This is a genomic window from Betaproteobacteria bacterium (assembly GCA_016791345.1).
In the GTDB taxonomy this organism is placed as follows: domain Bacteria; phylum Pseudomonadota; class Gammaproteobacteria; order Burkholderiales; family JAEUMW01; genus JAEUMW01.
In genome coordinates this window covers 1-9,096 of record JAEUMW010000356.1, presented here as the reverse complement: position 1 = coordinate 9,096, position 9,096 = coordinate 1, and the positions used below count along the sequence as shown (strand labels likewise).

The 9,096-nt window shown below is 62.4% G+C and carries 8 protein-coding genes; 2 read left to right on the top strand and 6 right to left on the bottom strand.

The window, feature by feature from the left end:
* Positions 1 to 46 precede the first annotated feature (46 nt).
* On the top strand, positions 47 to 919 hold the full coding sequence (locus JNK68_14035) for a glycosyltransferase family 2 protein (GenBank protein ID MBL8541462.1): 873 nt from the start codon (positions 47 to 49) through the stop codon (positions 917 to 919).
* Here JNK68_14035 and JNK68_14030 read toward each other — a convergent pair.
* Both JNK68_14030 and gmd read right to left on the bottom strand, forming a co-directional pair.
* Positions 894 to 2,330, bottom strand: coding sequence for a mannose-1-phosphate guanylyltransferase/mannose-6-phosphate isomerase (locus JNK68_14030; GenBank protein ID MBL8541461.1), 1,437 nt, complete (start codon positions 2,328 to 2,330; stop codon positions 894 to 896). The two genes, JNK68_14035 and JNK68_14030, sit on opposite strands and share 26 nt — an antisense overlap.
* On the bottom strand, positions 2,330 to 3,301 hold the full coding sequence (gene gmd, locus JNK68_14025) for a GDP-mannose 4,6-dehydratase (protein MBL8541460.1): 972 nt from the start codon (positions 3,299 to 3,301) through the stop codon (positions 2,330 to 2,332). The genes JNK68_14030 and gmd overlap by 1 nt, the downstream gene beginning before the upstream one ends.
* 166 nt (positions 3,302 to 3,467) lie before the next feature.
* On the opposite strand from gmd, the gene JNK68_14020 reads away from it, so the two are divergent.
* Positions 3,468 to 4,412 carry an NAD(P)-dependent oxidoreductase gene (locus JNK68_14020; GenBank protein MBL8541459.1) on the top strand — a complete coding sequence of 315 codons (945 nt, stop codon included), beginning with the start codon at positions 3,468 to 3,470 and terminating at the stop codon, positions 4,410 to 4,412.
* A gap of 17 nt (positions 4,413 to 4,429) precedes the next feature.
* On the opposite strand, the gene JNK68_14015 is transcribed toward JNK68_14020, so the two are convergent.
* The 4 genes from JNK68_14015 to gpmA all read right to left on the bottom strand — a co-directional run.
* A complete protein-coding gene (locus JNK68_14015; protein ID MBL8541458.1) occupies positions 4,430 to 5,785 on the bottom strand; it encodes a UDP-glucose/GDP-mannose dehydrogenase family protein in 1,356 nt (451 codons plus the stop codon).
* 109 nt (positions 5,786 to 5,894) lie between these two features.
* A complete protein-coding gene (locus JNK68_14010) occupies positions 5,895 to 6,692 on the bottom strand; it encodes a HesA/MoeB/ThiF family protein (GenBank protein ID MBL8541457.1) in 798 nt (265 codons plus the stop codon).
* A gap of 59 nt (positions 6,693 to 6,751) precedes the next feature.
* The gene (locus JNK68_14005; GenBank protein MBL8541456.1) at positions 6,752 to 8,182 is read right to left on the bottom strand and encodes a S41 family peptidase; all 1,431 of its coding nucleotides are present in this window, start codon (positions 8,180 to 8,182) and stop codon (positions 6,752 to 6,754) included.
* A gap of 264 nt (positions 8,183 to 8,446) precedes the next feature.
* Positions 8,447 to 9,096: 2,3-diphosphoglycerate-dependent phosphoglycerate mutase (gene gpmA / locus JNK68_14000; protein ID MBL8541455.1), on the bottom strand; the 650-nt coding region annotated here is incomplete at its 5' end.

Below are 9,096 nucleotides of genomic sequence, written 5' to 3'. Positions count from 1 at the left end.
GCCCCTGGTCACGCTGATCATTCCGACACGCAACAGCGCTGCACTCGTGAAGCGCTGCATCGACAGCATCGTTGCGCGTACGTCCTATCCGCGGTTGGAGATATTGCTGGTCGATAACGAAAGCGATGAGCCGGCGTCGCTCGCCTACTTTCGCCAGCTGGAGACAACTGGCATCGTTCGGTTGACGCGCTTCGGCGGGGCGTTCAATTACGCGGCGATCAACAATTTTGCGGTCAAGCGCGCGTCAGGTGAAGTTCTGGTGCTGCTTAACAACGATACCGAGGTCATCCACGACGAATGGCTGACCGAGATGATCGCACTCGGGACGCAGCCAGCGATCGGTGCAGTCGGAGCCAAGCTCCTATATCCGGATCGCACGATTCAGCATGCCGGCATCGTCCTGGGGCTGCACGGCACCGTCGGACACCTGCAACAGCGAATGCCGGAGGAATCGACAGGGTACCGCGGCTGCCTCGCCGTCGCACGGGAAGTGACGGCCGTCACGGGCGCCTGCCTGCTGGTGAGGCGCAGCGTCTACGAAGAGGTGGGAGGTCTCGACGAGAAGAATTTCCCCGTCACCTTCAACGACATCGACTTTTGCCTGAAGCTTCGCAGCAGAGGCTACCGTAACGTCTGGACCCCTCATGCGGTTCTCTACCATCACGAGGGCGCAACGCGAGGACCCGACGAGTCCCTCGAAAAGGCGGCGCGCTTCAGTGCTGAGTGGGCTTGTATGAGGGCGAAATGGGGGCGTCAGCTCGACGACGATCCCTTCTACAGCCCCAATCTCTCGCTCGCGAGCGACGACTGCGCCCCGTCGTTTCCGCCGCGCTGCCAAGTGCCCTGGTCGCGCGATGCATCGCCCGATGACGACAGCGTCGAATCCTCGCGATTCAGCCCCGCCCGTACTGGTCGCTGAAGCGGACGATGTCGTCTTCGCCGAGGTAGTCACCGCTCTGCACCTCGATCATCACCAGCTCGAGGATCCCCGGGTTCTCGAGCCGATGCTTGTGTCCCGGCGCAATGTAGGTCGACTCGTTGGTGTTGACGAGAAGCTCCTCGTCGCCATTCACGACCTTCGCCATCCCGCTCACGACCACCCAATGCTCGCTGCGGTGATGATGCATCTGCAGTGAGAGCGATGCGCCCGGCTTGACGGCAATGCGCTTGATCTTGAAGCGCGGGCCGGTTTCGAGCACGGTATACGTGCCCCACGGGCGCGCCACCGTGCGATGCAGCCGATAGCTCTCGTGTCCGCTCGCCTTGAGTTGCGTTGCGACCTTTTTCACCTCTTGGGCGTGGCTGACGTCAGCGACCAGGACTGCATCGGGGGTCTCGATGATGATGAGATTGTCCACGCCGACCGCTGCTACCAACCGGTCTTCGCTCTTGACGAACGTATTCTTTGAATCGACGACCAGTGCGTCGCCGATCACGCGATTGTTATCGCTGTCCGCCTCGACCAAGCTGCTGACGGCGCTCCACGAGCCGATGTCGTTCCAGCCGAACCGACCGGGGATGACGGCAACCCGCTCCGACTTTTCCATGACCGCATAGTCGATGGAGATGTCCGGCATGGCTTCAAAGAGTGTGGGGTCGAAATCGAGCATCCCGGGATTGGCGCTCAGCTTTTCGAGCGCGTCCGCCCAGCAGTCGGCGGCGCGTTCCACTACCTCTGGCGCGTGTTGTTCGAACTCCTGGAGGATCCGGTCGGCGCGAAAGCAGAACATGCCGCCGTTCCAGAGGTATCTGCCACTCGCGAGATATTCCTCGGCCTTTTCGACGGAAGGTTTCTCCACGAAGCGCACCACCTTGGCGCCGGTACTACCCTTGATCGCCGGGCCACACTCGATATAGCCGAAACCGGTTTCCGCAGCATCCGGCTGGATCCCGAAAGTGACCAGATGGCCACTCTGCGCCAGCCGCTCGGCTTCGCGCACGGCTTGCGCGAAGGCGGCTTCATCGGCGATCAGGTGGTCCGCAGGCAGCACGAGCAGTTCGGACTCGGGACCGTAGCGTTCCCGAACGTACATGGCGGCCAACGCTACAGCGGGTCCGGTGTTGCGCCCGAACGGTTCCAGAAGGAACTGTAGCCGGTTGACCGGGCCGAGCTTGGCGGCCGCGAACTCGTCCCGGCTCATGAAGTAGTAGTCGCGGTTGGTGACGATCACGAGGTCCGCATCCGCAGCGAGAGCGGTGGCCCGCCTGAACGTCTTCTGGAGCAGCGATTGTCCGTCGGGCAACTTCATGAAAGGTTTGGGATGGCCTTCGCGCGACACCGGCCACAGGCGGGTGCCGGCGCCGCCGGAGAGAATCACCGGGATCATCACTATTCTTTCCTCACGCGCCGCAGATCGGCATCCACCATCATACGAATCAGATCTTCAAGACCGGTCCTGGGTTGCCAGCCCAGTTTCTCGCGCGCCTTGGTGGCATCGCCGAGCAGGGTCTCGACTTCGGCAGGGCGGTAGAACTTCGGATCGATCACGACGTGATTCTCGTAGTTCAAGCCCACGTGTTCGAAGGCGATCTTGCACATGTCACGCACGGTGGTGGTCCGTCCCGTCGCGACCACGTAGTCGTCCGCCAGTTCCTGCTGGAGCATCAGCCACATCGCTTCCACGTAGTCGCCTGCAAACCCCCAGTCCCGTTTCGCATCGATGTTTCCGAGACGAAGCTCGTTCTGATTGCCTAGCTTGATTCGGGCCACGCCATCGGTAACCTTCCGCGTGACGAACTCGATGCCGCGCATTGGTGATTCGTGGTTGAAAAGGATTCCGCTGGAAGCGTGCAATCCGAAGCTCTCGCGGTAATTGACAGTGATCCAGTGGGCGTAAAGCTTGGCCACGCCGTAGGGACTGCGCGGATAGAATGGTGTCTTTTCGTTCTGACGTTCCGCCTGGATCAGACCGAACATCTCGCTCGTCGATGCCTGATAGAAACGCGTGGCGGGCGATAGCTCGCGGATTGCCTCCAGGATGTGCAGGGCGCCCAGACCGCCCACCTCGGCCGTGAGGACCGGCTGATCCCAGGAGGTTCCGACGAAGCTCTGGGCTCCGAGGTTGTAGACTTCGTTCGGGCGCGTAGCGCGTACCGCTCGCGTGATGGAGGAGCCGTCGGTGAGATCGCCTTGGACCATCTCGACCTTTTCGACGAGTCCCATTTCGCGCAGTCGCCAGAGGGTGTCGCTGCTGCGGCGGGCGACCAGTCCGAACACTCGGTAGCCCTTCTTGAGCAGCAAGTCAGCGAGGTAGCATCCGTCCTGCCCGGTGATTCCCGTTACAAGCGCGACTTTCGACATCTAAAGCTTCCTTTTTTCTCTGTTTACGCGCGGTACTTGGAGTGTCAAAGCTACCCGAACGCACCGGAGCGGTAAACCTGCAATTATACAATTGCACAGTGAGTATGGTGCGTTGCAATATGATCGACATCGGGTCCGTGTGGGCAATCTTGATCCTGCGCGCCGCATGCCGCTTGGGTTCAATGGAAAGGGTGACGCTCAAGTGATTGCGAAGACGTCGTCGCAAAGCGTGGTCGTGATCGGCGCGGCGAGCCAGATCGGCTACCATCTCTTGCCGCGACTGCGCGAAGCAGGGTGGGACGTTGCAGCCATTTCCCGCTTCCCTCCGCCTCGCGATGATCGAGGAGCGAGCTGGTACAGGCTGGATCTGCGGTCTTCCGCCGCGCTGACCCAGGCTGGTCTGCACCCTTCCAGCCTGATTAGCCTCGCACCGCTCGCAATCCTGTCGCCATCGATTGGAACGCTGGCAGCGCTCGGGACCTCACGCATCATTGCGTTCAGCTCCACCAGTCGCTACACAAAGGTGGATTCCGCGGACCCGGTGGAACGCGAACTCGCAGCCGACTTCGCCCGTGCGGAGGAAGCGCTCGCCGCGCAGTGCGAGCGGCACGGCATTCACTGGACCATTTTTCGACCGACGCTGGTCTACAGCCCGGGCCTCGACCGCAACGTCTCGGAAATCGCGAGGTTCATCCGTCGTTTCGGTTGCTTTCCGATCCTTGGCGACGGCCTTGGAAAGCGGCAGCCGGTGCATGCGGATGACCTCGCATCCGCCTGTTTGGCCGCACTGGGCGAGAGCAGAGCTTTTGACCGCGCCTACAACCTGTCCGGCGGCGAGACCCTGACCTATCGGGAGATGGTCGAGCGGATCTTCAATGCGCTTGGGCGAGCGCCCCGCATCATCCGCGTGCCACCGCGCCTATTCAAGATGGCGATAAGTGCGGCACACATCGTACCGCGCTTTCGGAAGCTCTCGCCGGAGCTCGTCACGCGGATGAACATGGACATGTGCTTCGATCACGACGAGGCGGTCCGCGACCTCGCGTTCACGCCACGCAGCTTCGCATTCCGTCTCGTCGAGGAGCAGGAAAGTTCGGGATATGCCCGCTAGTTCAGGGAGCGGCGAACTCACGCAGCGGACAGCGGTGACTGACCGCGTCCGATCGCGACATATTCGAAACCTTCCTGCGTCATCTGCTTCGGATCGTACAGATTGCGCCCATCGAAAATGACGGGAAGCTTCATGAACCGGCGCATGGCGGCGAAGTCAGGATAGCGAAACGGCTTCCACTCGGTAACGAGCACCAGGGCGTCCACTCCCTTGATCGCTTCATACTGGTTGTCGGAAAGCGTCAGTAGGCAGTCCGTGAACCAGTAGTCCGGAAGAACGGCGCGCGCGGCTTCCATGGCCACGGGATCATAGGCCTGGATGCGGGCGCCCGCCGCGATGGCGGCGCGCAGAAAGACGACCGACGGGGCCTCGCGCATGTCATCGGTGCCGGGCTTGAACGAGAGTCCCCATACGCCCAGCGTCACGCCGCGCAGATCCTTCGTGAAACGTGCCGCGACCTTTTCGAACAGGCGTCGCTTCTGAATCTCGTTGCGGTGTTCGACGGCCCGCAGTACCTGCGCCTCGAAGCCGCTCTCTTCCGCCGTGTGGATGAGGGCTTTGACGTCCTTCGGAAAGCACGAACCGCCATAGCCTGCTCCGGGATAGATGAATGAATACCCGATGCGGGAATCGGAACCGATGCCGAGACGCACGTTCTCCACGTCGACGCCGAGGCGCTCGCACAGGTTGGCGATCTCGTTCATGAACGAGATCTTGGTCGCCAGCATTGCGTTGGCCGCGTACTTCGTCAGCTCGGCATCGCGCACCCCCATGAAGAGGATGCGCTCGTGATTCCGCATGAAGGGGTAATACAGCGAGCGCATGGTCTCGGCTGCGCGCTCGCTGTCCACCCCGACGACGACACGGTCCGGACGCGTGAAGTCCTTCACCGCATCACCTTCCTTCAGGAATTCCGGGTTGCTGACCACGTCGAACTCGATGTCTGCCCCGCGGCTTGCGAGTTCTTCCTGCACGACGGCGCGCACGCTGTCGGCGGTGCCCACGGGCACGGTGGACTTGTCCACGATGAGGCAGTAGCGATCCATGTGGCGGCCGATCTCGCGGGCCACGGCGAGTACATGCTGCAGGTCCGCGGAGCCGTCCTCCTGCGGCGGCGTTCCCACGGCGATGAAGAAGACATTGCTCTCCTGCATCGCTTCCTGCAGCGAGGTCGTGAAGTGCAGGCGACCTTCCCGGGTGTTGGTGGTGACGACGTTCTCCAGCCCGGGTTCATAGATCGGGATGCGGCCCGCCTGCAGGGCCACGATCTTCGACTCGTCCTTGTCGACGCAGACGACGTGATTTCCCATCTCGGCGAAGCAGGCGCCGGTGACAAGACCTACGTAGCCCGTCCCGATGACACATAGATTCATGGGTGATTAGCTCCCTGTTGCTTGGGATCCGGACGCCTGAACCTGGGCAGCATGCCGAGGCGGCGAAGACGGCCGCGGAAAGCGGCGCGCAATCGGACGGACGCTGATTTTAACAGCCCGTTGCCGCGGAACGACGAATGCTGCCGGGCGGAGGCTCGGCGTACGTGCGACAGACCGGGCAGTCCGGATCTTTCTTCAGACGGACCTCGCGCCATTCCATCGCAAGCCCGTCGAGCAAGAGCAGCCTGCCGTTGAGGGATTCGCCGATGCCTGCAGCAAGCTTGAGCGCCTCCGCGGCCTGGACCGTGCCGATCATGCCGACGAGGGGGGCGAAGACCCCCATCACCGCGCAGCGCGTCTCCTCGACTTCCGTGCCCTCAGGGAACAGACAACTGTAGCAGGCGCTGGTCGCCTCGCGCAGATCGAACACGCTGACCTGACCATCGAAGCGCACACCGGCACCCGAAACCAAGGGGCGACGCAGTTCGACGCACGCCCGGTTGATCGCATGTCGCGTGGGAAAATTGTCGGAGCAATCGACTACGATATCGGCATTCGCGACGAGTCCACTGAGCCGGTCTGCATCGACACGCTCGCCGACCGCGACGACTCGCACTTCCGGATTGAGTGCGGCAATGGCGTCGGCCGCTGCCGCCACTTTTGGTCGCCCTACGTCGCTACCGCGGAAGATCACCTGGCGCTGCAGGTTCGTGAGATCCACACGGTCGCCGTCGCAAAGGGTGATCGTCCCGACTCCGGCAGACGCAAGATAGATGGCCACCGGTGCACCGAGTCCGCCGGCGCCCACGACGAGCACGCGCGACCGGCAAATTCGCTCCTGCCCTTCGATGCCGATTTCGGGTAGCAGAATGTGGCGGCTATAGCGAGTGAGCTGAGTATCGTCCATTGACCAAAACGATCGCGGCCCGATCGCTCGGGCCGCGAAACCGCCATCCGCGGAAGTTGTCAGGCCCCTTGCTCTTTCTTCTGCGCGACCGGCAGACCCTTCAAGAGATTGAGGGCCTGATTGAGCTGATAGTCGTCCTTGGAGCCGAATTCCTTGGGCGTGTCCTGTTCCGCTTTGTCCTTGTCCTCCTTCTTGGATTTCGCGTCCGGTTCCGCCTTGCTCTCGGGTTTCGCAGGCGCGGACTCCGGTTTCGCTTCGGACTCTTTTTCCTTGTCGTTCAGCAGATGCCGCTCGAGATCGGCTTCGCGCAATCGGAGCGTAGCCTCGGCGGATGAGGGATCGTCTGCCACGACATCCGGGGTGATGCCCTTGGCCTGGATGGAACGGCCGCTCGGCGTGTAGTACCGCGCGGTCGTCAACTTGATCGCGGTGTTGTTGCCGAGCGGCAGGATGGTCTGCACCGAACCCTTCCCGAAGGTCTGCGTGCCGAGTACGGTTGCACGCTTGTGATCCTGGAGCGCTCCGGCGACGATTTCCGAGGCCGACGCCGATCCGCCATTCACCAGCACCACCATCGGCACCGTCTTCACTTCCGGCGGCAGCTTCTTGACGTAGTCCTCACGCAGCGAGCCCCGCAGGTAGTTCTCGGGGCTGGCGGTAAGCCGCATCTTGGAATCCTCGGTGCGACCGTCGGTGTAGACCACCAGCGCGTTCTGCGGCAGGAACATCGCGGACACCGCAACCGCGCCGTTCAGCAAGCCGCCCGGGTCGTTGCGCAGGTCGAGCACGAGACCACGCAGCGGACCATTGTTCTCCTTGATGACTTTCTCGATCGCCTTCGCCAGGTTCTCGGCCGTATGCTCCTGGAACTGGGTCACGCGGAAGTACCCGAAACCGGGCTCGATCAGCTTTGCCTTCACGCTCTGAATCTTGATGACCGCGCGGTTCAATGTGAAGGTCAGCGGCTTCGCTTCGCCCTTGCGCACGACGGTCAGCGTGATCGGCGTATTCGGCTTGCCGCGCATGCGCTTGACCGCGTCGTTCAGGGACATGCCCTTCACCGACGCATCGTCGAGCTTGATGATGAGATCGCCGGACTTGATACCTGCGGTGTAGGCCGGGGTATCCTCGATGGGGCTGATGACCTTCACGAAGCCGTCTTCCATGCCGACTTCGATGCCGAGGCCGCCAAACTCACCCTGCGTGCCGACCTGAAGTTCCTTGAATGCCTCGGCGTCCAGATACGAGGAATGCGGATCGAGGCCCGACAGCATTCCGTTGATGGCCTCGTTGATGAGTTTCTTGTCTTCGACCGGCTCGACATAATCGCTCTTGACGCGGCCGAACACCTCGGTGAACGCGCGCAATTCCTCGACCGGAAGCGGTCCCGGGCCCTCCCGCTGTGCCACTGCCGACAGGTTGAGGCTGATCATGATCCCGAGCACCGCCCCGAATGCGATCAGCCCAAGTTGCTGCCACTTGCTTCTCATCTGCGATCCACTCCTGCCGTAATGCGCCGCGTGGTTGAAGGTGCTGACGTCCGCCGTGTGCCGCCCGACCCGGACGGCAAACAGCACAGTATAAACCTGATTAGTAAGACGTAATCGACGAGAACGTGGACTGCCGCAACCCCTCCGGAGTTCCCCCCTGCCAGCCGACGCGCACGAACGAAAGGCGCCGCAGCGAGCGCGCGGCGCCTTTTGGTGATCATTCCGGAACCCCCACCGCCCCCCCATTGGGGGGCGGGAGTGCCGCTAACCCGCCTTTCCCTGGTTGGCAACCGCCTTCGCCGCCCGTTCGATCTCGTCTTGGTCGCCGAGGTAATAGTGCTTCAGGGGTTTGAGATTGGCATCCAGTTCGTAGACCAGTGGCACGCCGGTCGGGATGTTGAGCCCAACGATCTCCTCGTCGGAGATCCCGTCCAGATGCTTGACGAGCGCGCGAAGCGAGTTGCCGTGGGCAGCGATGATGAGACGTTCGCCGCGGCTGACGGCCGGGGCAAGGACGTCGTTCCAGAGCGGGAGGAAGCGCGCGACGGTCTCCTTCAGGCTCTCGGTCAGCGGCAGTTCGGATTCCGCGAGACCACGGTACCGAGGTTCCAGGCCCGGGAAACGAGGATCGTCCCGGGTGAGGGGAGGCGGCGGGATGTCGAAGCTGCGCCGCCAGACCAGTACTTGCTGGTCGCCGAACTTGGCTGCGGTCTCGGCTTTGTTGAGTCCCTGCAGGGCGCCATAGTGGCGCTCGTTCAGCCGCCACATGTTCTCCACCGGGATCCACATCAGGTCCATTTCCTCCAGCACCAGCCAAAGGGTGCGGATCGCGCGCTTGAGTACCGAGGTGTAGGCGCGGTCGAAGACGAAGCCTTGTTCCTTCAGCAGATGACCCGCACGCTTGGCTTCGGCGA